Annotated in this window: 19 protein-coding genes; 11 read left to right on the top strand and 8 right to left on the bottom strand. The window is 58.5% G+C overall.

From position 1 onward, the window contains the following. Positions 1 to 32 precede the first annotated feature (32 nt). Positions 33 to 1,043 carry a hypothetical protein gene (locus K1X75_07475; GenBank protein MBX7057891.1) on the bottom strand — a complete coding sequence of 337 codons (1,011 nt, stop codon included), beginning with the start codon at positions 1,041 to 1,043 and terminating at the stop codon, positions 33 to 35. A gap of 162 nt (positions 1,044 to 1,205) precedes the next feature. Further along, a complete protein-coding gene (locus K1X75_07480) occupies positions 1,206 to 1,652 on the bottom strand; it encodes a nuclear transport factor 2 family protein (protein ID MBX7057892.1) in 447 nt (148 codons plus the stop codon). A 138-nt stretch (positions 1,653 to 1,790) separates the two neighbouring features. On the opposite strand from K1X75_07480, the gene K1X75_07485 reads away from it, so the two are divergent. Then, positions 1,791 to 2,252, top strand: a complete 462-nt coding sequence (locus tag K1X75_07485; GenBank protein MBX7057893.1) for a MarR family transcriptional regulator — start codon at positions 1,791 to 1,793, stop codon at positions 2,250 to 2,252. Between the two features lie 21 nt (positions 2,253 to 2,273). Here the strand turns inward: K1X75_07485 and K1X75_07490 are convergent, their stop codons facing one another. Beyond that, entirely contained in the window at positions 2,274 to 3,113 is an 840-nt protein-coding gene (locus tag K1X75_07490; GenBank protein ID MBX7057894.1) for an SDR family NAD(P)-dependent oxidoreductase, read from the bottom strand. Positions 3,114 to 3,352: 239 nt separating this feature from the next. Here K1X75_07490 and K1X75_07495 point away from each other — a divergent pair, with 239 nt between their 5' ends. Genes K1X75_07495 through K1X75_07505 form a run of 3 tightly spaced genes read left to right on the top strand, consistent with a single transcriptional unit; the run spans position 3,353 to position 5,309 of the window. After that, positions 3,353 to 4,171, top strand: coding sequence for an SDR family NAD(P)-dependent oxidoreductase (locus tag K1X75_07495; GenBank protein MBX7057895.1), 819 nt, complete (start codon positions 3,353 to 3,355; stop codon positions 4,169 to 4,171). After that, on the top strand, positions 4,147 to 4,326 hold the full coding sequence (locus tag K1X75_07500) for a hypothetical protein (protein MBX7057896.1): 180 nt from the start codon (positions 4,147 to 4,149) through the stop codon (positions 4,324 to 4,326). Before K1X75_07495 ends, K1X75_07500 begins: the two co-directional genes overlap by 25 nt. Continuing rightward, positions 4,323 to 5,309 (top strand): zinc-binding dehydrogenase, encoded by a 987-nt coding sequence (locus K1X75_07505; GenBank protein MBX7057897.1) that lies wholly within the window; start codon positions 4,323 to 4,325, stop codon positions 5,307 to 5,309. Before K1X75_07500 ends, K1X75_07505 begins: the two co-directional genes overlap by 4 nt. 10 nt (positions 5,310 to 5,319) lie before the next feature. Here K1X75_07505 and K1X75_07510 read toward each other — a convergent pair whose 3' ends face one another. The 5 genes from K1X75_07510 to K1X75_07530 form a co-directional block, all read right to left on the bottom strand. Next, entirely contained in the window at positions 5,320 to 5,709 is a 390-nt protein-coding gene (locus tag K1X75_07510; protein ID MBX7057898.1) for a Spx/MgsR family RNA polymerase-binding regulatory protein, read from the bottom strand. A gap of 43 nt (positions 5,710 to 5,752) precedes the next feature. Continuing rightward, positions 5,753 to 6,460: an SRPBCC family protein gene (locus K1X75_07515; GenBank protein ID MBX7057899.1), complete on the bottom strand. Its 708-nt coding sequence runs from the start codon at positions 6,458 to 6,460 to the stop codon at positions 5,753 to 5,755. Between the two features lie 145 nt (positions 6,461 to 6,605). Further along, the gene (locus tag K1X75_07520) at positions 6,606 to 7,016 is read right to left on the bottom strand and encodes a DoxX family protein (GenBank protein MBX7057900.1); all 411 of its coding nucleotides are present in this window, start codon (positions 7,014 to 7,016) and stop codon (positions 6,606 to 6,608) included. 176 nt (positions 7,017 to 7,192) lie between these two features. Further along, on the bottom strand, positions 7,193 to 8,407 hold the full coding sequence (locus K1X75_07525) for a hypothetical protein (protein ID MBX7057901.1): 1,215 nt from the start codon (positions 8,405 to 8,407) through the stop codon (positions 7,193 to 7,195). Between the two features lie 126 nt (positions 8,408 to 8,533). Beyond that, a complete protein-coding gene (locus tag K1X75_07530) occupies positions 8,534 to 10,177 on the bottom strand; it encodes an FAD-dependent monooxygenase (protein ID MBX7057902.1) in 1,644 nt (547 codons plus the stop codon). A 131-nt stretch (positions 10,178 to 10,308) separates the two neighbouring features. On the opposite strand from K1X75_07530, the gene K1X75_07535 reads away from it, so the two are divergent. From K1X75_07535 to K1X75_07565, 7 genes are all read left to right on the top strand, one after another. Next, a complete protein-coding gene (locus K1X75_07535) occupies positions 10,309 to 11,769 on the top strand; it encodes an amidohydrolase family protein (protein MBX7057903.1) in 1,461 nt (486 codons plus the stop codon). Between the two features lie 112 nt (positions 11,770 to 11,881). Then, on the top strand, positions 11,882 to 13,819 hold the full coding sequence (locus K1X75_07540; protein ID MBX7057904.1) for an FIST C-terminal domain-containing protein: 1,938 nt from the start codon (positions 11,882 to 11,884) through the stop codon (positions 13,817 to 13,819). A 185-nt stretch (positions 13,820 to 14,004) separates the two neighbouring features. After that, positions 14,005 to 16,257 (top strand): fatty acid desaturase, encoded by a 2,253-nt coding sequence (locus tag K1X75_07545; protein MBX7057905.1) that lies wholly within the window; start codon positions 14,005 to 14,007, stop codon positions 16,255 to 16,257. Beyond that, entirely contained in the window at positions 16,254 to 17,957 is a 1,704-nt protein-coding gene (locus K1X75_07550; protein ID MBX7057906.1) for a GMC family oxidoreductase, read from the top strand. The genes K1X75_07545 and K1X75_07550 overlap by 4 nt, the downstream gene beginning before the upstream one ends. Before the next feature lie 45 nt (positions 17,958 to 18,002). Then, the gene (locus K1X75_07555; GenBank protein ID MBX7057907.1) at positions 18,003 to 18,791 is read left to right on the top strand and encodes a helix-turn-helix domain-containing protein; all 789 of its coding nucleotides are present in this window, start codon (positions 18,003 to 18,005) and stop codon (positions 18,789 to 18,791) included. Between the two features lie 99 nt (positions 18,792 to 18,890). After that, a complete protein-coding gene (locus K1X75_07560) occupies positions 18,891 to 19,316 on the top strand; it encodes a hypothetical protein (protein ID MBX7057908.1) in 426 nt (141 codons plus the stop codon). Next, entirely contained in the window at positions 19,303 to 20,160 is an 858-nt protein-coding gene (locus K1X75_07565) for an RNA polymerase sigma factor (GenBank protein MBX7057909.1), read from the top strand. The genes K1X75_07560 and K1X75_07565 overlap by 14 nt, the downstream gene beginning before the upstream one ends. Positions 20,161 to 20,230: the final 70 nt, after the last annotated feature.

Consider the following 20,230-nt stretch of genomic DNA (forward strand, 5'->3'; position numbering starts at 1 on the left):
CAATCAATTCGAATGGCGATCAGACTGCAGCGCTAACGGGGCTTCAGGATACGGCCGTAGGCGATCCCGTTCAGAATTACGGCAGGCAGGCCGCTGACTTGAGTCCAGCTGGACGCTGTGTTGTCCGTGCGAACCATCGACGGCGTTGCGCCAGTTCCGCCAACGGCGATCAAATGTGTGGCGTCCAGCGTGGCAGCATCTTTGAGAAAGCCAACCGGCAGCGCACCCGCCGCGTTCCAGGCAGTTGCATCGCTTGAGGTTTGTGATGTCAGGTCATCCCCAAGCGCTACCAGGGTTGAACCGACCAGGCGAACCATGCGACGTATGGCGGAAATGCCTGCGCCGCCGGCGATCCAGTTATTGCCGCCGTCCATGGAGTAGTGATTGAAGGGTGCGGCGCCGCTTCCGATAACCATGCGCGTTCCGGCGCAGGCGCCGCGACCCGCCGGAAAAGTTGGATTGGTAGCAGCGGACACGGAACCTGTTCCATCGGCGCTGAAAGCTATCGAGGCATTGGAGGCGTGCACAAAGACTCCGCAAAGGTAGTCGGCCTGGTTTTTTACCGGCGCGATGGGCGTCGTCGTACTGACCCAGTTGACGCCGCCATCCAGGGAGCGAAAAATATTGCCCACGGTGCCGACGGAGAGCAGAATACCATTGCCGTAGGCAAGCATCTGATGATTGCAGCTGCCGGTCGAAGGTTGTGCAGCAGGAGTCCAGCTCATGCCGCCGTTGTCTGAGTAAAGCATGGTGTCGGCATCGCCAACTGCGACCCAGCGGTTGCCGCCTGCGTAGCGAACGCCGCGCAGGTTGGCTGTGGTTCCGCTTACGCCAGCGCTCCAGCTGGCGCCAAGGTCGCTGGAATAGAGAACGGTTCCCGAGTCGCCGACAACTACAAGCCAGTCGACCTGCAGCAATGCAGAGGAATAGAGTAGATATCCTGCCAGCGGATTGCACTGGGGATCGGATGCCTGGCACTCGAATCTGCCGGCCTCGCAGGAAAGCGTGAAAAATAGCGCGAGCAACGCAAAACCGAGAGACAATGCTCTGTTAATCGTGCTGCGCTGTGGCGGCGCCAACTGGCCTCCAGGGAGCATGAACCTCTGTTGCGTCGCCTCCGGCCCGGTCAATCCGATCGCCAGCCTCGGGCAACGTACTCAGGTCAGGGAAAGCGACCCTGCCAGGGCAGGGTCGGCTCGCTGGATTCATAGCGGCGTGGCGTGCGCCAGGTCCTGAATGATCTTCCAATCGTCGCCGCCAGGCGAACGCACCAACGTCAAACGGCAGTCAAAGTGCAGCGCAGCGCTTTTCATCTCGATTGCAACCGTTAGCGCCGTGTCGCCGCTAGGATCCACGGAAAGAAACTGCAGTGAACGCGGAGAACCGCCAAGCTTCCTGGCCGCCAGCAGCGCGGCAAAGCTGCCGCGGTCGATGATTGCCACGGCGCCCGGTTTTGGGTAGTCTGGCGCAATGACGCGGAACTCCGGACTGGTAATGGCTTCAAAGCCAGCGCTGTCCTGTTGGTCGCCAGCGCGGACATAGGCGGCGATGGTCTGCTGTACGCCAGGCGGCAGCTGCTCCGTGACGGCGGGTTTGCACTGGCTGGCCGCGAGGGCCGCTCCGCCAAGCAAGGCTGAAAAAAGACGCTTCATTGAGACGCTCCTGAATGTTATTGCAACGACTGTTGCATAAGTAGCAATTAATCAGGGCGCAGCTGTAGCGGCAACAAAAATTTGTGGCGGAGAGGCTTTGCTTTGCTGGCCAGGACGCCTCTTGTGCGATGGCGCTCTATGGCAAAGACTTCGAGCAGCGCGGACAGGGCCGTCATATCGCTGGATGACGCCTTCGCCTATTTCATCAATCGCAGCTATCGACTGCTGCGTACGCACTTTTTGAAAATGACGCGGGAGGCGGGCGAGGAGCTGACGCCCGAGCAGTACTTTCTACTGAATAAACTGTTCCACCAGCCGGGGCAGGCGCAGACAGAGCTGGCTGCGGAACTCAATGATCGCGCCAATGTTACTCGCGGGCTGGATATTCTGGAAAAGCGCGGCTGGAGCGAGAGGCGCGGCGATCCCGCTGATCGTCGCAAGCACAAGGTGTATCTGACGGCTGCGGGCAGCGCCCTGGTTCAACGACTCAATCCAATGATCCTGGAAGAACGCCGGCGCATCTATGCGGGCCTATCGGACCTGGACTTGCGCGAGTTTCGTCGCATCCTGGGAAAAATAGAGGCCAATCTTATGTTATGAGAGAAGCGCAGGACATCCCGATCAACGAGCGGCCTGTAGTCGACACAGTCGCAAGAGTTCATCCTGGAACTTATCGCTGGCGAGGGCCGGCGGAAGCTCCATGGTCTTCTTGCCGGAAATTGCAATGCCGCTCTGTTCGTTCCAGCGCGCGTCAAAGGCCGCATCGTAAATTTTCTTCGCGCCGCTTCGGGCGGAAGGCAGTGCAAAGTAAAACAATCGCATCCAGAGCGGCGTACCCGAGCCCTTTGTCATTTTGGTCTTGTTGGGACCTGGATCGGCGGCGCGTATCTTGGTGTTCTCGGCTGCCAGTTCGCGGGCCAGCGCCGCAGTCAGCACATTGAGCGCCTGCTTGGATACTACGTATGGACCAAATAATTTCTTGAACTCGGCTTTCGGCGAAACCAGTTCTTCGAATGAAAGGTCCTTGACCTTCGCCGCCAGTCCCGCCGTCGTATTGATCACCAGGCCGCGGCCGGAACGAGCTAATGCCGGACGAAGGGCGTCAGTCATCTGCAATGCGGCCAGGGTGTTTACCTCAAAGTGCATTTCATTGCCGTGTGTAGAGAATTGTAGCGCTTCGACGAGTACGCCGGCATTGTTGAATAGATAGTCGATTTGCGGATAGCTGGCCAGGATTTGAGCGGCTGATTGTTTGATCGAGGCATGATTGGATAGATCGACGGCAAAGCATTGCAGCGTCGATCCGGGATATACGGCGTTGAGCTGTTCCGCAAATGCCTTAGACTTGTTGAGATCGCGATCAGCGAGCAGCAGTTTTATGCCACGGCCCGCCAGCAGTTTGCAGAGTTCTGCGCCCAGACCGCCATAGGATCCTGTGACTACCGCTATTTCATTGCTCATCTGGTCTTCCTTCCTTGAGTCGACCTCAGGGCCAACCTTTCCAGAAAATCAGGCCAGCAATGCGCTGCAAGTTGAATTTGTAGTAACAGCTGTTACAAATATTTACGTCTCCGGGCGCGATTTGGCAGCCGGCATTAGCTCGTACCCCTTGATTGTCAGATGGGCCCATGCCCGGAGCGAGAGGCGATGATCGTCTGGTTTGATGGGCGCTGATCGAGGCCGCAAGGAGAACTTAAGAAATGCAGACGATTGTAATTGCCGGGGGCAGCAGCGGGATTGGACGGGAGGCGGCCAGGCAGCTGGGCGCCGGCGGACATCGCCTGATTTTGATGGGCCGCGATGCGCGCAGCGGGGAAGAAGCCGCTGCAGAGGCGCGGGCCGCAGGCGGCGATGCACGTTTCCTGGCGGTAGATCTTTCCACGCACGCCGGAGTACGTCAGGCGGCCAAATTGCTGCTCGACGAGGGCAGGCCAATCGATGCGCTTTTACACACTACCGGCGTGCTGACTATGAAGGATATGCGCACGGCCGACGGCCTGCACCCCTTCTTCTCTGTAAACTTTCTCAGTCGTTACCATTTGACCCAGCTTTTGCGGCCGCTGCTGGAGCAGGCTGCACATCCGCGGGTCATCATGGTGACTTCTAAACTGAATATGAAAACGCGCATTAACTTTGACATTTACCCGCGTTTTCAGCCCTTCGAATTTCGAAAGGTCACTCAGCAAATTCAAATCGGAAACATGCACTATGCCAGCTACCTCAGTCAGGCCGCGCCAGAGTTGCAAACGGCCATTGTCAATGCAGGCGTCGTTGATACGGGCATCTGGCGGATGACCTCAGTGTGGATGCGGATCATGACGACATTGATGCGACCCTTTGTTTTCAACAGCCTTTCGGAGGCCGCTATCAATCCGGTCCGCCTTTGCCAGACGACCGACTGGCCAGGCAATTCCTACTGGGGAGTTGTCGGCCATCCGGAGAAGCATCAGCCGATCGAACTCAATGCGGACGAAACGCGGCGCGTCATCGCCGAATGCGCGCGACTGACTGGCGTCTGAGTCGTCGCGTGTTGCAGCCGGGCGGAACCAGAAGGGCGCTACTGGCTGCTCAATCGACGGGCGGCGCCGTGCAGCTGTGGCAACTGAACGGCGATTCTGGTTTGCAGCGTCCGGTATACTGCGCTCAAATTGTCGGAGGAGCATCGATTGAATGAGAGCTTACGTAGTATCCAGAGCCGGCGGTCCGGAGGTCCTCGAACTCAAAGAAGTTCCAGATCCGGTTGCCGCGCGCGGGCAGGCGCTCATTGGCATTCGCGCCTTTGGGCTCAATCGGGCCGAGGCTGTGACGCGCATGGGCGGCTCTTTTGATGCGGTAAAATTTCCCAGGGTCATCGGCATTGAATGTGTAGGCGAAGTGCTGGATTGCCCTGGCGGCGAGTTGTCGGTTGGGGAGCGAGTTGCGGCGTTGATGGGCGGCATGGGGCGCGCCTATGATGGTTCGTATGCAGAGAAGACGGTCGTTCCGCTGAGCAATGTCTTTGCACTGCAGACCAGCCTGGACTGGTCTGAACTTGGCGCTATTCCGGAGACCTACCTGACCGCCTGGGGTTGCTGCTTTGAAACCCTTCAACTCAGCGAAGGCGCTCGTGTTCTGGTCCGACCCGGCGCCTCTGCGCTTGGCATTGCCATCGCCCAGATCGTCAACACATTGAACGGCAGCGTCATTGGCATCACGCGCAGCAAAAGCAAGGTTGCATCACTGCTGCAGGCAGGGATGCAACAGGCAATCGTCAGCGATGGCGCTGTTGCCGATCAGGTGCGCAACCTCTGGCCCGATGGGCCAAGCGGCATCGTCGACACGATTGCCAGCGAACTTTCTGTGGCCGATGATCTGGCTATGCTTTCCAATAGCGGCGGTCGTTTGTGCCTGGCGGGCTCGCTGGCAGAAAGCTACGGCAATTCAAAATCCGCCGACTTCGAAGCGGCGCTGTCGCGCGCGGATGTCGCCTTCTATAATACGGAAAATCTTCGCGCCGACCGCGACGGCGTAAATTTACAGACCATCGTAAATCGGGTCGAGGCCGGCAAGTACCGGCTCCATACGCAATCCGTTATGGACTTCGGCGAACTGGTTCTTGCTCACCGTCAAATGGATGCCAACGAACACTGCGGTAAGGTTGTGATTCGCGTCGCATAGCTGATGCGCCTCAGCTCCAGGCCTTGAGAATAGCCTCTGCATCTCGAAATCCGAATGTAGCCTTGTTCCCATCGGCCAGGATTGGACGTTTGACCAGGCGGCCATTTTTGGTTAGCATCGCGATCAGCTCTGACTCGCTGCGACTTTTCAACAAACTGGCGCCGCCAGCCTTTCTGTACTCCTCGCCGCTGGTATTGAAAAAGCCCTTCAGTTCGGCCTGGCCGGATTGTAGCCAGGACTTGAATTGCTTTTCGGTTGGCGGCGAAATCGTAATATCAATTGCCTGGAAGGGTATGCCGGCAAGTTGCAGCGCCTTGCGCGCTTTGCGACAGGTCGAACAGTTTGGATACCAGTAGAATTTCAGCATCCAATCCTGATGCTGCACGCTTGATGCAGCCACAACTGAAAAAGTTGGCCGCCCATAGCTCGCCCTTCGTCATCCTTCAGCGCTGCGATTCGGCCTGCTCTTTCAGGAGATTCAGCCAGTGCTGGTGAGCGGCAGGCAATGCCGTGCCGTGACCCGTTGCGGCAAAGAGCGCATTGATCAGCCAGCGGACCACAGCCGGCGATTGTGCATTATTGCATTCCTCGGTGATCAGCAGCGTTCCGTTGTTCTGCGGCACAAGTATCCAGCGGTGGTAGGCGCCAATGACCGGCGTTCCTTCATTGAAGGCGTTCCAGGCAAGGACCCGGTCCTGTTCAAATTCGGTGATCTCCGCATGGATCGTTGCGCCAAAGGTCGACCAATCGAACTTCACGCCCGGGCCAAGACGCGCCAGCGGATGGCCATCACTCTGTGTCAGGATCTGAAGTTGATGGGCATTTTCGTAATAACGGCTCCAATCGTTGGCCGACAGCAATAGCTGAAAAATCCGAGCGGGTGGCGCGTTGATAAAGATCTCGTTGTGCGTGTAGACAGGATTGCTGGCTGGATCATAGCCTTCCGGCCAGGGCCTGGGATACGCCTGACTGCGGTCGGAGGGATGAGCATCCTGAGAGTAGGCGGCGATGTAGTAGTCTACCCAGTCTCCGTGAGAAGCGTCGGCTGGCGGAACCTGCAGGCCGGCAGGAGCGCCGGAACAGTGCGTCAGGGCAATTGAAAGGAGTGAAAACAGAAGAACGGCGGACAGAAGGAAATGGCTACGGTGCATAGGTACGAAGCATAGTGGATCCTGACGGCGCTGTCATTAACCGCAGTTAAAAGGAGATCGCGTCGGAGCTGCCGGCGCCCCGGCCTTCGCAGGCAAGGGACCAGGAATTCGATTGAGATGCCGGCAGCGCCCTCTGGCGCCCGGTTCAGCCGCCCTGCTCAGCCGCCAGCTCTGCAAGCAATTGCTGGTAACGATGCCGGTAGATCAAGAGGCAAAGGACCATCAGGATCAATGCCGCGGCAATCATCGGGTAAGTTCCCGTCGCAATGTGGGCGGCGATGGCGCCAACCACGATCAAGGCCAGGGTCAGCGAGGCCGGCAGGCGCAGAATCCTTACAAATAGCAGCAGTCCGCCAAGCGTTTCGCCAACGCCCGTCAGATACATGAACCACAGCGGAAAGTGCAGGACCTCGCTGAACATCTGAATCGGTTGTTGCTGGCTGCTCAGTTTCATCGCGCCGGACAGCGTAAACAGTACGCCGACGACGTAGGCCAGAATCAAATACAGTTTTTCTCCCTTTTTCGGGGGCAGTGCTTTGCCATTTATCGATAGCAATACGCGGACTATATGCGGACAAGAATGCGCGACCGGAAAGTTAGGCGGCAAGAAGTTTTCAGTCTTGTAGCCTCTTCGCTGCCGCGGCGCTCAGATCCTCATCAAGATTATTGGTTACAATTTGTTACATAGTCCGGGCGGGGCGCAGTTGACCTTCAGGCAAGCCGTCTGCCGCGTCAGTCAATCAGTCCTAATTCTGCAGCCAGCTGCACCATCGCCGTTAACGCGGCTTCCTTGGGAAAGGGATGATCAAGGTGCGGCGATCCAAAACGCATCGCTACGGGGAAGGGGCTGTAGGAAAGATCCCAGTGGTGGCCGCGCATCATGGCCAGATCGGTAGCCATCGGCAATTTTACTTTTCCCTGATCCTGAGTTACCTGCATGTCATTGTTGGCATCGTAGCGATTCAGCTGGTTCACCCCTTGCATCTGGAAGTAGGGAACCTCGAGCGCCGTCGTGGATCCGGTGATATTGAAAATCGGAATGCCCATGTCATTGATCGTTTCAGAGTATTCCTTCATGAATTTCCCACGCACTTCGGTGCTGAGATCATGGATGCAGGTCTTGAGATCCAGCTCGGCCACGCGGCGCAGCGATTCGAAGTCGGTATTGACTACTGGCGACACCATCTTCAGGAGCATGTCCAGGCGCTTTTCGTAAACCTCGACGGGCAGATCCTTGAGCGAATCATAAATATCGTTTGCCAGATAGGATCCGCCGGGCGCTCCGGCCCAATTGAAGATGCAGCGCACCCGCTTGCGCAACTCCGGACGCTGCACCAGCGCCGTAAGCACGTCAGGGGTCCCTTTGCTGTAGGCGATGATCATTACGTCGCCGGGCGCCGATCCTTCGCCGGGTCCAATGAGCGTGGTGTCGGCGCGGAGTCCCTGGCCTTCATTCATAGCCGCCAGAAGATCGGAGATGTTTGCCTCACAGCCGCGCATGGGATGCAAATCGGCGCGCAGTATCTTCCAGCCGTATTTTCTCTCGGCGGCGGGCAGCGCCTCTTGAAAGGCTCGCACCGGAAGCATCCCGTTCAGCATGCCCGGACAGAAGAGGATGGTCGTGTTTTTCAGCTCCGGTATGGCCGCCGCCGGCATGTCCAGATTCCACTCCGTCGGTCCGTCGCCTTTCAAGAAGCGTTCGGCAATGCGCTGCCGCTCGGGCCGTTGGTCGGCGCCGAAGATGCCCAGAAAGGCATGGCCGCTTGCCGCTTCCAGTGCGACCGGATCGTGGATTGCATGGTTCAGGAATAGATTTCGAAAACGTCTGCCAGCCCAGGTCTTCAACGCACTGTCGGCAAAGGCGCGGCGATCTCTTGCCGCTTTGCGCGCCTCGAGAATTAGATCCGCAAAGTTGCCGGCATCCAGCAGCGTCGCCAGTTTGTTCATGTGTTCTACTCCGTGATTGCCGGGCGACGCAGGCGGCGCCTTGCGGCAGAGGCCAGGAGCCTGGATGCCGGTCTGACCGGCCTGCAATCAAGTCGTTTTCCAGGCTTCGTTGACCGATGCCGACTCTTAGCTTTGGCCAATGATGATGCCGATTTGGTCCAGGTAACGCAGCAGCGCAGTTGCGTCCGGTCGGGAGGAACGAAAGCCGATGTAGCCGTCAGGTCGAACCAGCAATACGGCGCCCTCCTGCAGTTGCAGCCGGCGATCGAGAGCGGCAGAGACCCGGAAGCTATCGGCGGCGTCGACTGCCGCTTTGCGCAAGTGAACCGGGCGCACCATGGATAGACTTCGTACGGCAGCTGCGAATGATTCGCTGGTCGGTCCCGCCTGATGTTCGTAGCACAGCAACAGCATATGCGCTGGCGGCGCCAGATCCAGCAGATCGAGCGACTTACCCTCGCCATCCACAATTTCTCCAGATGGCATTCGATCGCCGGGCGCTGGCGCCTGGCGTCGAAATGAGCCCTGTCCGCTGGAAAGCGGTCCGCCTCGATAGTGAATTGCCAGCTGTGATAGCCGCCAGATAACGCGCCGGCGAAGCGCTTCGATACGTGAAAGCAGGGCCGCGGCGCGCGGAAATACAAAAAGCCGCAGCCAGGCGCCTACGGCGCCGCCGCGAACGGCGCCTGAAAAAAGCGCGTCCGTCGTGCGCAATAGGTCCTCCGCAGCCGGAAAACGCTCGGCGTGATAACTCTCCAGCAATTGTGGTCGCGCAAGACCGCGCAGTACAAAGGCCAGTTTCCACGCCAGGTTCCACGCATCTTGAATGCCGGTATTCATCCCCTGGCCGCCTGCCGGACTGTGTATGTGCGCCGCATCGCCGGCAAAGAAGCAGTTGCCCATTTGAAAAGACGCAATGCGTCGATGATGGATGCGATAGACAGAGATCCAGTGCGCTTGCAATACGCGAAGGTCCGGCTGTAAGGAACGCATCTGTAAAAGCTTCTCTACCTCCGCCGCACTCGGATGATCGCCGATCTCATTTTCACGAACAATCGAGATAATGCGGAAAAGATCGCCGGCCATGGGCAACACAGCCGCCGGACCTTGCGCCGTCAGAAAAAAGCTCAGTCGATCCCCGCCGCGGTAGCCGGAGAGTTCGGCATCAGCAAGTACAAAGGATTGTTCATAACTTCCGCCCTCAAAGGGAAGACCAAGCTGATGACGAACCACGCTGCGAGCGCCGTCGGCCGCAATCAGCCAGGGATATGCAGCGCTATGGATTCCGGCGGCATTGCGATATTCAACGGCAAATCCATCGCCCTCGCGGGCGACCTTGAGCAGTTCGCAATTCCAGTCCACCGAGGCGGCTGTTTGTGCAAGACCTTCCAGCAGAATGTTCTCGGTATCGGCCTGTGATAGAATCAAAACAAAAGGGTAGGGCGTATTCAGACGACGTACGGCGCCGATATCGATTTGCGCGACTCTCCGGCCATTGGCATGCAGCAGGATGCCCAGCGATTTTCGACCGCGAGCGATGGCGCGGTCTGCCAACCCAATGCTTCGGAAAAGTTCCAGCGTTCGAGCATGCACTACGAGTGCGCGCGATTGTGTCCCCGGTCCTGCATTGCGGTCGAGGAGCCGAAAAGAGACGCCGTTTCGCGCCAGCAGATTGGCGAGGGTCAGGCCGGTAGGTCCGGCGCCAACGATCAAACCCGGCGCGTTCTTCACGGCAAATTGGATCAGCAAAAGTGCATAGATGCCCAGCACTTTTTGCAGGAGTAAGATACATAAAGGTGCAAGTCAATGTGCGTAGTTGTGCGCATCATGAGAATCAGTCGCGTCGCCTTTGCCTTCGGATTTTCTGGACAACAAGCATTGCGCCGCTGGCCCTGCCTGGTATGCGAACCTGTTCCGCCTTTTTGCGCGCGCTTGCCTTGCCGGCGCTTTTACTTTTTGTCTGTACGGCGCCGGATCTGGTGCGGCTGCCAACCTCGCCGGCCAGTCGAATCCTGATTCGAAACGTGCGCGTCTTCACTGGCGCTTCAGCTGCTGACGCCCTTGAAAATGCTGACGTGCTGCTGGAGGGCGAGCGCATCGTACGCGTTTCTACAACGCGCCTATCGGCCGATGGCGCCGAGATCATTGACGGGCAGGGCAAGACGCTGCTGCCGGGGCTCTCCGATTGTCATACGCACATCACTGGCGGGATGATCGTTCCCTGGAAAATGACGCTCCTGCCTACGCCGGAGTTCAATCTGCAGGCGGCGCTCTACAGCGGCATCACCGCGGTGTGGGACATGGGCGGAAAGAGCGTGCCAGAAATGAATGCGCTGCGCGCGCGCGTCGAAGCCGGCGAACTGGCCGGCCCGATGATCTTTCACTCCGGTATTGCTTTCACGGCGCGCGGCGCGCATCCTGTTCCTTACCTCACGTTTGTGCGTGACAATCTTCCTTTCTTCCTGCACCCCTTCGTGCCGCGAGTGGCTGCCGAATTGGGGGATGACAATGTTTCTTCCAGCATGGAGGCGCTGCTTGCCGATCGGCCCGACTTTGTTAAGGTCTACGTCGATCGTATTCCTGAGCAATCGCCGCTGATGAGCGATGAGCTTTTGAAACGCGTGGTCGGCATTGCCCATCAGCGCGGATTGCCCACGGTATTTCACATTGGCGCCAATGACAACCTGCGCGCGATGCTTGATGCCGGCGGCGACGGCGCCGCGCACAATGTTTACAAAGAGCGCCTGGATGCGCGGCTTGCGGCGCGCATGAAAATGCAAAATGTTTATGTGATTCCAACGATTGTCGCCTGGCATAACTACAATCTGGTAATCAGCGACAGAAGCTTCCGGCACTATACGCCACTGGAGTGGGAGACCATGGAGCCAGCGCACCGCGCGGCGGTGCTTGATCCTCATCCCGAGGACGTGATTACCCGTCCGGAATGGCGCGCCTACAATGAGAAGCAGCGTCAGTATGCCAGCAACCTCTATCCCAATCTGCGCATCATGCACGCCGCTGGCGTGACGATCCTTGCCGGTTCTGACGCGCCTAATTACATGCTGGCCGTCGGCGGTTCGTTGCATACTGAACTGCAACATATGGTCGCAGCTGGAATGTCGCCAGGCGAGGCGCTGATTGCGGCCACCTCGGCGCCGGCTGCTGTACTTGGAAGAATTCGCCGCACGGAACAGGACTTCGGTCAGGTGCGCGAGGGCTACCTGGCAAACCTTCTGCTGGTCAACGGCAATCCGATGCAGGACATTCGCGCCACACAGCAGATTGCCGAGGTCTTCTTTCGCGGTCGTCGCGTAGATCGAAAGAGCTTTGCCGGCGCTCCATTGCCTGCAGCCGCGCCCTGAGGGCAGTTTGGCCGACGCCTGGCGCCTGAAGCGCCGGGCGGCAATCGAATTAGCTTGTCTCCTTGCCAGCGACAAATTCCACCGTGGATCTGCCTGGTTCACGGGAGGCCGCTTGGAGACTTTCAATTTCTACTATGAAAACCCGGAGCAACTGCGCGCCGAACTGGCGGCGCGCAAGATCGCCGGCGGGCCCGGGCTGCTGGTGCAGGTTTTCAGCGGCATTGCCGATGAGCGGCATACCGCGCAATTGATCCAGACGATTCGTCAGTTGCTTCCAGAAACGGCGATCCTTGGCGCCACCACGGCCGGCGAAATCCTCGATGATCAGGTAAGCGATCAGCGCGTCGTGCTTTCCATTGCTCGCTTTCGCAATGCAAGGGTGCGAAGCGCTCTGGCCCCTTGCGACAAACGCAGCATGCGACAGGTTGGTCTGGAAATGGCGGCGGCGCTGCTGCCAGAGCTTCACGAAAAGGAACAGAAAGTATTTGTGGTCTTTGCCAGCGGTACGGATCAGACCGATCTGGGCACGCCCGATCTGCTGCGCGGCATCTACGAAAGCCGTCCCGACGTGCCGCTGGCCGGCGGCGTGGCTGCCAATGCCATTGGCTTTGACGAGAACCTTGGTCGTTCGGCCGATCTGGGCGTAACCTACGTCTTTACGGAGCAAGGGCTGACAGCGCGCGGCGCAGCAGGCGCCTGCATCGTCGGTCCGGGACTGCAGATCCATCGTGATGTTAATCTGGGCTGGAAGACCATTGGCAAGAAGATGCGCATCACTCGTGTGCTGGCGGAGGGCGCCGGCTCGCGCGTTTTTGAAATCGACGGACTGCCCGCGGCGCAGGTCTATCGCAAGTACTTTGGCGACCAGGTGGCGGAGGGTTTGCCGCTGACGGCGATCAACTTCCCTTTCATTGTCCGCCGCGATCAGCTGGAGATTGCCGCCACTCCTATCGTCGTATACGAGGATAAATCGATTCTTTACAATGAACTTTTAATGGAAGGAGAGAGCATCCAGTTTGGTTTTGGCGAACCAGGATTGGTATTGAACGAGTCGATGCGCATCGCCCGATCGATTGCCGACTATCCGCATTCGATCGAAGGGATGTTTGTTTACTCCTGCGCCACCCGCCGACGCCAGCTGGACCACGTCGCTGCCAGCGAGCTCAAGCCCTTTCACAACATTGCGCCAATGTCGGGATTCTTAACCGGGGGGGAATTTTTCCGTACGGAAAGCGAAAATCGAATCATTCGCCAGACGATGACAATCCTTTCCCTTTCCGAGGCGCCGCCGGCCCCCGATCATGTGCGGCCTGAAATCCCCGAAGCCGCTGAAAGCAAATCGATCGATTCCATGCTGGCCATCCAGACTCTGGTGCAACGGATGACGGAAGAGCTGGAGGAAGAGCAAAAGCGCTCGGAGAATCTGTTGCTCAACGTGCTGCCAGGCAGCATTGCCGCGCGCCTGAAGGCCGGCGATACGACCATCGCCGAACGCTTTGAGGACGCCTCCGTTCTTTTTGCCGATCTTGTTGGCTTCACCGAACTGTCCTCGCGCCATCCGCCGGAAGAAGTGGTGCGCTTGCTGAGCGACATTTTCTCTTCATTCGACCTGCTGGTGGAAAAGCACGGACTGGAAAAGATCAAAACGATCGGCGACGCCTACATGGTTGCCGGCGGCATTCCCGATCCCGTTGCAGACCACGCGGCGCGTTGCGCTCGCATGGCTCTCGATATGCTGGAGGAGATTGAACGATTTCGCGCCGGCGGCAGATCCTTCTTGAATATTCGGGTCGGCTTGCACCGCGGTCCAATTGTAGCCGGCGTCCTTGGCTCCAAAAAATTTGCCTACGATCTATGGGGAGACACAGTCAATATTGCCAGTCGCATGGAATCTTCCGGTCAACCCGGACGGGTGCACGTCAGCGCTGCCGTCCAACGGAGCCTGGGACCAGCTTTCGTCTTTGAGGAGCGAGGAGAGATTCAGGTCAAAGGCAAGGGCTTGATGCACACCTTTTTCCTGCTCGGCGAGCGCAGCGCCGCCGTAGTTTGAATACGGCGGCCACTGCGATTCGCGCCAGGCGGCGCTCGTCGAATGGTGCGACATCCATGTCCCACGGAGCCGGTTTTGAGACCGGCTCTAAGTTATTACCTCCAGGGTAATTGCTTCTTTTTCCTGCGGCGCTATGATCCTGAGAACGCCGGCCAGAACTGGCGGCGTTTCCCGGAGGTACTCATATGTCGCTATCCGCAGCAGCCCGCGGCGCCGCCTCTTTGCGTCGCGCCTATCGGCCCCGCCGTCCTCGCCACTGGAACAAGGGCGCTCCTACCTTGCCTCGCCTGCGTTTGCTGCGGCCGGCGCTGAGCAAGAAAGAAATCATGCAGATGTATCTGAGCAACGGCCGCCCGCTGGCAGAATTTGCCGCAGAACTGCAACAAGCCTACAACCGCGCCCGTGCGCGCATCAGCCTGGACGACCTTCGCGAAATGGAGTATCTGGTGCGCCTTTCTCTGCGCCTGGAACGCTGGGGGCGCTACAAGATTCAGAACGCCTGGGGCCCGCGGCAATGGCTGACTGGAATTCTGTTTTTGACCTATCATTACGCCATGGAGCTGACCAATGGCCATGCGATCTACCATGGGACCTACGATCGCATTGGCAAATCGGCATTGGCAAATTCTGATACTTACCAATGGAAACTGACAATGCACCCGCCGCACTGGTCCTACGATCACAATCAGAACCACCATCCCTTCACCAACATCACCGGCGTGGACCACGATCTGGCCTTCTACCTTTACCGCGCCAGCGGCAAGCAGGACTGGAAGCCCTACCACCTTTTGCAAGTGCCGCTTTTCATTTCGATGATTGTATGGCTGGACCTGTTCATTGCCTGGCTGATGGCTACTTCCATCGCCCAGGGAAGCGGCAAGACATACTGGCAGGCATACAAGGAAGCCTGGCCGGGCTACTTCAAGCGGATGAAGGAAAACTACTGGGACTACCCGCTGCAAAAGCTGTGGCGCTTTCCGCAGGTGTGGATTGGCAACTTCGTTGCCAAAACCCTGGGCAATGCCCACATCCTGGCAATGGTCGCTGTGGAGCATCTCAATGATGGCCTCTGCTATTTTGAGCCTGCGGCCAACGAAACCCGGCAGCAGTATTTCTTGCGGCAGATCGTATCAACGATGAACTTTTACACCGATCAGCGACACGAAGACCTCTTCACCAAAGGAGTCAATATCCACCTGGAGCACCACCTCTATCCGGACCTGCCGGTCAATCATCTGCGCGAATTCAGCCGCGAGATTCAGGATATTTGCGTGCGTCATCGCGTACCCTACATGGCCAAACCGTGGCTGGAAGCGGTCAAAGACACAATTCGAGCCGTGTTTCACTATTCGCTGCCGGTAGGCGAGGGCGAAGGCTGGCTTTCCCTGTTGCGCCATCCGCTGCGCACTCTGGAGCGCGTCGGCCGCGCCATCAGGCAGCTGCAGCCAATCGGCGAATTCCGTCCGATCGGCGTACTGCCGAGCAGGATTCTGCAGGTCGATAAGCAAAGCGCCGGACCGGGCGTCTATTTGAAGATTAAAGTTCCGGGCGCCGTGCGCAATCGCAACTGGGCGGCGGGCAGTTACATCAACGTTCAGTTTGATATCAATGGGAAAAAGGAGGTGCGACAGTACAGCCTGTTGCAACCAGGCCGCTCTTCCAACTTCTATGAAATTTTTGTAAAGCGCATTCCGGGCGGATGCGTGTCGAATCACGTAGCAACGTTGCAAAAGGGCGCCAGGATCGCCATCATCGGCGAGCCGCACTGTGAATTCACCCTGGCCGGCTATGAGCGCCCCAAGGTTTTTTTGGCCGGCGGCGCCGGCATTACGCCCATACTCAGTATGCTGGAAGATCTGGCTGACCAACAGTTTCGCGGCGCCCTGCGACTGTTCTACTTTGTCAGCGATCCTTCGCAGATCCTGCTGGCCGGACGGCTGGACAGGCTGCAGCGACGGCTGCCGGGTCTGCGCCTGGAGAATTGCTGCAGCAGTCTGGGCCAGCGCATTTCGAAGCCAATGCTATCTGCTGTGGCGCGCGAGCTGTCCGATGCCGAATACTACCTCTGTGCGCCAGGCGCTTTCATGCAGAAGGCGACGCGCTGGCTGGGGGCATTGAAGGTCAAAAGCGGGGATATCTATCAGGAACGTTTTGTGCAAAACGCGCCGCTGCGAAAAGTCCGAGCCAATTCCCGGAAGCATCGAGTGCAGCTTGTCGCCAGCGGGCGACAGTTAATCGTATCCGAAGGCCAGAGCCTGCTGGAGGCCTTGCGCGCTGCAGGGATCGAACACCCCTCGGGCTGTGAAAAAGGTTTGTGCAAGGCCTGTGAGTGCGCCAAACTGAGTGGAATCACCGTTCTCGACAATCGCAAGAACCAACAAACTTTGATTACGCCCTGCGTCGATCAGGCGCGTTCCGATCTGGAGCTGGCCCTATGAATTCAAGCAATGGAACGCAGCAGCGAACTCTGGATGCTGAGTACGACTATATTATTGTCGGCTCCGGCTTTGGCGGCAGCGTATCGGCCATGCGCCTGGCTCAGAAGGGCTATCGCGTGCTGGTGCTGGAGGCGGGCAAGCGCTGGCGCACGGAGGATTTTCCACGCACCAACTGGCGCCTGCGCAAATTCCTGTGGCGTCCTTCGTTGTTCTGCTATGGCATCCAGCGCATCGATATTCTCAATCATGTGATGGCGCTCAGCGGCGCGGGGGTGGGCGGCGGGAGCCTGGTCTACGCCAATACGCTATACGTTCCGCCCGATCGATTTTTTGAAAACGAAACCGTCCAGCAGCTGGGCGGCAAGGAGGCCCTGCTGCCCTTCTATTCCGTCGCTCAGAAGATGCTTGGCGTGGTGCAAAACCAGCATCTGACCGAAGTGGACCAGCTGATGCGCGAGACGGCGGGCGAGATGGGACGCGGCGAGAGCTTTGTCAGCACGCCGGTCGGAGTTTACTTTGGCGATCCAAAGCAACCGCCGACCGATCCCTATTTTGGCGGCGAGGGGCCTGAGCGCCAGGCCTGTAATTTCTGCGGCGGCTGCATGGTCGGCTGTCGTTTTCACGCCAAGAATACCCTCGATAAGAACTATCTATATTTTGCCCAAAAACTTGGCGCGGTAGTCCTTGCCGAAACGCAGGTCGAAGAGATCGTCGCGCTGGGCGAGGATGGTCATCAGGGCTACGAACTGCATACGTCAACGCCCACCGGTTGGTTTGGTTTGCCGCGCCGGCGCTTCCGTACGCGGGGCCTGGTGCTATCGGCCGGCGTGCTGGGCACCGTTAATCTGCTCTTGAAGATGAAAGAGCGGGGTAGACTGCCGCGACTCTCTGCTCGTCTGGGGCAACTGACGCGCACCAATAGCGAGGCCATCATTGCAGTGAAGGCCAGGTCGCACAAAGTGGACTATTCGCGGGGCATTGCCATTACTTCCAGCGTCTATGTGGATGAGCATACGCACATCGAGCCGGTACGCTATTCAAAGGGATCCGATGCCATGGGTAATCTGGTAACCTTGCTGACCGACGGCGGCGGAAAGATCCCTCGGCCGCTGCGCTACCTGGGCAACGTAGTCAGCAAGCCCATCCAGTTCTTACGCACCATCCATCCCTTTGGCTTTGCAAAGCGATCGATCATCCTCCTGGTCATGCAGACTCTGGATAACAGCATCAGCCTCATTCGTCGACGACGCTGGCTATGGCCCTTCCAGCGAACGCTTACCACCGCAGTAGCGCCAGGACAGGAGATCCCCACCTATATCCCCGACGCACATCGCTTCGCACGCATTCTGAGCCGGAAGATTGACGGGATTCCAGAAAGTTCTATTCCCGAGGTGCTGTTCAACATTCCAACGACGGCGCACGTGCTGGGCGGCGCCTGCATCGGCGCCAGCGCTGAAGAGGGCGTGATCGATCTGCAAAACCGCGTCTTCGGCTATCAGAACCTGCTGGTTTGCGATGGTTCGATGATCCCTGGCAATCTGGGCGTGAACCCCTCGCTGTCCATCACTGCCTTTACGGAGCGCGCCATGTCCTTTGTTCCGTCGGCCAATGGCGCGGTTCAATACTTTGATTTTGAACGGAAATGGAAAACCGATGGCATTGTAGGTCCGGCAGCTGCCCAGGGCGGAGCAATCGGATAATTTCGTCGCCGCTTGCCGCGGCGATGAAATCCGGGCGGCGCAACCGTGAGCAAGTCAACCCATCTGAAGCGGACCCCCTTTGCCGACCTGCTGGCCAGCATGCGCCGGCGCCGCAGGATCAGTCAGATGGATTTGGCGCTATCCGCCGGTCTGTCGACGCGACATCTGAGTTTTCTGGAAAATGGTCGCGCGCGTCCAACGGAGGAGTGCGTGCTCAAGATCTGCCGCGCCCTTGAGTTGCCGCTGCGCGAATCAAATTTGATGCTTGCTGCGGCCGGTTACAAGAATCGATACGCTGCATCGAGCCTCGAGGAGGCCAGGCTATCTGGCATCAAGGAGGCGCTGCAGATGATCTTGAGCAAACAGGAGCCCTTTCCGGCGCTGGTGACCAATCGCACCTTTGCAATCGTTATGTACAACAATGCATTTCGCAAGCTGATACATTTTCTGACCGGTCATCAGCTGGAACTGCAAAATCTCAGCGTCCTGCTGCTGGTCTTCCAGCACCTGCGCGATACCATCCAGAATTGGGATCAGATTGCGGCGCATCTGATGGCGCTGCTCTACAGGGACACGCTGCGCTCGGAGGATGCCGGTCTGCGGGCGCTCTATGCGCAAATAGCGGAGACCGGCATTGGCTTTCCCGCCTGGGATACGGACGATGCCGAGGCGCCGATTTTGAACTTTCAGCTCTCCACGCCGCAGGGCGAGCTGAAGCTCTTTGCCGCCTATATGACCTTCACCAGCGCTCTGGACGTCACCGTCGATGAAATCCGCGTAACCTCCTTTTTTCCGGCTGATGAGCGCAGCCGCCAGATTCTGGAAGGGCTTTGAATTTATTTTCGATTGTCCGGTCACAACCGGGGGCAGCGGCGACTCTGTCTTTCTGCGCGGCCCTTCCGATAGCGAAGCCTGGCCGCCCGGAGGGACTTTATGATGACCTGGATATTGGCCAGCGTTGCCGGCGCGGCGACAAGTTTTGTCGCCAACTCGCTCATGGCGGCGGCGCTGATCGGTCCGCTTTTTAGCGAGCAACTTGGCGTGGTGCGCAGTCGCGAACAGGGTTTGCAGTGGGCGGCGATGCTTGGCGGAACGCTGTTGCTTGCCGGCTTGTGCGCCTATCTCTACCCGCGCCTGGATTTTGGCCTGCCAAACGAAGCGCTGCGCGGCGCGCTGCTTGGAGCGCTGATAGGGCTTGCCGTCTTTGGCGCGGGACACCTGATTGTCGCTGGCTGGTCGACAATTCCCGCAGCGCCGATGTTCTGGTCCGGACTGCTCGACGCCCTGGCCTGGATTCCAGGCGGCGTGGCGATTGCCCTGGCGTACCGCTGGCTGGGAGGCCTGGATGTCGTCGCTTGAAGATCCCTACCGCGATCTGCTTGAAAAGACTCGAGGCGGCAGCGCCGCCGCCCTCGAGCAGCTCCTTCGCGAAATCCAGACGCCGCTTTACAACTTCCTTTTGCGCATGCTCTGGCAGCCGGAGGATGCAGCCGATGCAACGCAGGACGTGCTGGTTAAGATTTGCACCAACCTTGGCGGCTTTCGCGGCGAGAGTCGATTTCTAACCTGGGCCTATCGCATCGCTGCCCATCACGTTTTTCGCCTGAGGCGTTCGCGCCGGGAGGTGCAAGCGCCGGACTTTGACGGCTTTGCCGCTGGTCTGGCCCGCGGAATGCTGATCGATTCGAAGCCGGCGGTTGCAGGAGCGGATCAGGCATTGCTGGAACAAGAAGTGAAGCTTGGTTGCATGACCGGACTCTTGCTCTGTCTGGACCGTGAACACCGCGCGGCCTACATTCTTGGCGAAATCTTCGAGGTCTCTGGCAGCGAGGCTGCGGCGATTCTGGACCTGCCGCCGACGGCTTATCGCAAGCGGCTGTCGCGAGCGCGGGAACGTCTGCGGGGATTCTTGCAGCAACATTGTGGTCTGACCAATCCTGCCGCGCCCTGTCATTGCAAAAAACAGGCAAACGCGGCGTTACAATCCGGTCTCATTTCTGCAAAGCGGACGCTTTTTGCCGGGCATCCGCAACAACCGGCGACATTGAGTCCGCAGCGGCTGAGCGATGGCGTAGGCGAGATGGATGAGCTGGAACGCATCGCCGCCCTGTATCGCACTCATCCGCATTATCGCGCGCCGGAACGTTTTACAGGCGCACTGCGCGCGCTGCTGGCCAGCGGCAGTGTATCAATCCTTGAGTAGACGCTGGCGGCGCTGAACAATCTTAACTAATCGCGTTCAGCGGCTTTTTGGGTCGCCGCGGGAATTTCTA

It is taken from the genome of Leptospirales bacterium, assembly GCA_019694655.1.
Taxonomy (GTDB): Bacteria; Spirochaetota; Leptospiria; order Leptospirales; family Leptonemataceae; genus SSF53.

Coding starts and splice junctions, on each gene's coding strand:
- K1X75_07480 (MBX7057892.1), bottom strand. CDS start 1,652: ATGAAGCGTCTTTTTTCAGCCTTGCTTGGCGGAGCGGCCCTCGCGGCC.
- K1X75_07485 (MBX7057893.1), top strand. CDS start 1,791: ATGGCAAAGACTTCGAGCAGCGCGGACAGGGCCGTCATATCGCTGGAT.
- K1X75_07490 (MBX7057894.1), bottom strand. CDS start 3,113: ATGAGCAATGAAATAGCGGTAGTCACAGGATCCTATGGCGGTCTGGGC.
- K1X75_07495 (MBX7057895.1), top strand. CDS start 3,353: ATGCAGACGATTGTAATTGCCGGGGGCAGCAGCGGGATTGGACGGGAG.
- K1X75_07500 (MBX7057896.1), top strand. CDS start 4,147: ATGCGCGCGACTGACTGGCGTCTGAGTCGTCGCGTGTTGCAGCCGGGC.
- K1X75_07505 (MBX7057897.1), top strand. CDS start 4,323: ATGAGAGCTTACGTAGTATCCAGAGCCGGCGGTCCGGAGGTCCTCGAA.
- K1X75_07515 (MBX7057899.1), bottom strand. CDS start 6,460: ATGCACCGTAGCCATTTCCTTCTGTCCGCCGTTCTTCTGTTTTCACTC.
- K1X75_07525 (MBX7057901.1), bottom strand. CDS start 8,407: ATGAACAAACTGGCGACGCTGCTGGATGCCGGCAACTTTGCGGATCTA.
- K1X75_07535 (MBX7057903.1), top strand. CDS start 10,309: ATGCGAACCTGTTCCGCCTTTTTGCGCGCGCTTGCCTTGCCGGCGCTT.
- K1X75_07545 (MBX7057905.1), top strand. CDS start 14,005: ATGTCGCTATCCGCAGCAGCCCGCGGCGCCGCCTCTTTGCGTCGCGCC.
- K1X75_07550 (MBX7057906.1), top strand. CDS start 16,254: ATGAATTCAAGCAATGGAACGCAGCAGCGAACTCTGGATGCTGAGTAC.
- K1X75_07560 (MBX7057908.1), top strand. CDS start 18,891: ATGATGACCTGGATATTGGCCAGCGTTGCCGGCGCGGCGACAAGTTTT.
- K1X75_07565 (MBX7057909.1), top strand. CDS start 19,303: ATGTCGTCGCTTGAAGATCCCTACCGCGATCTGCTTGAAAAGACTCGA.